The sequence below is a fragment of the Oceanobacillus sp. NCCP-135 genome, from assembly GCF_059698015.1.
This window is the reverse complement of record NZ_BAAKSZ010000074.1, coordinates 1-1127: the sequence shown is the minus strand read 5'-3', so window position 1 is coordinate 1127 and position 1127 is coordinate 1. Positions and strand designations below refer to the sequence as shown.

At 37.8% G+C, this 1127-nt stretch carries 1 protein-coding gene; it reads left to right on the top strand.

Annotation, left to right across the window (positions count from 1 at the left end; genetic code table 11):
* Positions 1 to 114: 114 nt before the first annotated feature.
* Positions 115 to 1127, top strand: a 1013-nt coding sequence (locus tag AC6HVZ_RS19575) for a helix-turn-helix domain-containing protein (RefSeq protein ID WP_497559792.1), incomplete at its 3' end; no start/stop codon positions are given.

Here is a 1127-nt window from a genome sequence, read left to right as displayed (position 1 = left end):
AATAGGGTAAAATTATTTCATTTTTCGAGGTATTTTTTGCAAATAAAACTGGATAAATTCACACTCATATGGTATACTATTATTAATACTTTACATACTATTGGACGTGATTAGATGAATGAACAATTAACTTTACTAGAGATGCCTCCTAAATTTTCCGTTATGGAAAGTAAAGGAATAAATACCATTTATTGGAACGGACATTATGCCCTTGCTTCTTATCGAGTAGATGATGATCTATCCAAACGAATGGTTGTTGTCATTCTTCTACAAACTAAAATTGCTTCTTATGCCGAAGTTGCTAGCCTTTTGGGATATTCAGAATCCAATCTGAGTGTGCTTATTAAATCTTATAGAGAAAAGGGCGTAATGGGTCTTTTAAAAAAGAAAACTGGGCCCAAAAATACGAAGGTTACACCAGAAATCCGTCGCTTAATTAAGCAGATAGATGGATTAACATTAAACGAAATGGTGGATGTAATTCAGGAACAGCATGGCGTTAGCCTGTCAGATTGGACAGTATCTGCGGTAAAAAGAGAAAAACTTCACCGTGATCAACTTGAATTGTTTTCCGATGATTTACTCGACTCAATACTACATAACGAACCTGAAAATGATGCTTCTGAATCAAAAGAAGTTGATACGAAAGACATAACGGAAACAGTTGAGGGTATCCAAGAAATCGTAGAACCTGTTGAGGAGGTTTTTACAGAGGAATCTGGTGATACGACAAAAGAAACATCAAATGCATCCAATCATATGCCTGCCACCATCGCTGCCAATACACAGCCTATTCCTTACCAACCTGTTAAAGATGGCATTCAACAGGAACAACAAGTTCCAACAAGTGAAGGGACAACGGTTATTGAATCTCGTTATGCCGGTGGTTTCCTGTTGCTTCCTTTTCTCCAGGAAATAAATCCAGCAGGATTATTTCAACAGGCACAGGAAACATGCGGAAAAGTAACCGAATGGGGAACAAAAGCAGCTTACGGTATGTCCCATTTCATTAACACATTACTGTTTTTATTGTGGTTCCAATTTTCGTCTATCGAAGACTTTAAATTTGTCCAACCACGGGAATTTGGCGTGCTACTAGGCGGAAAAAGTGCGCCTTCTGTGAAGAC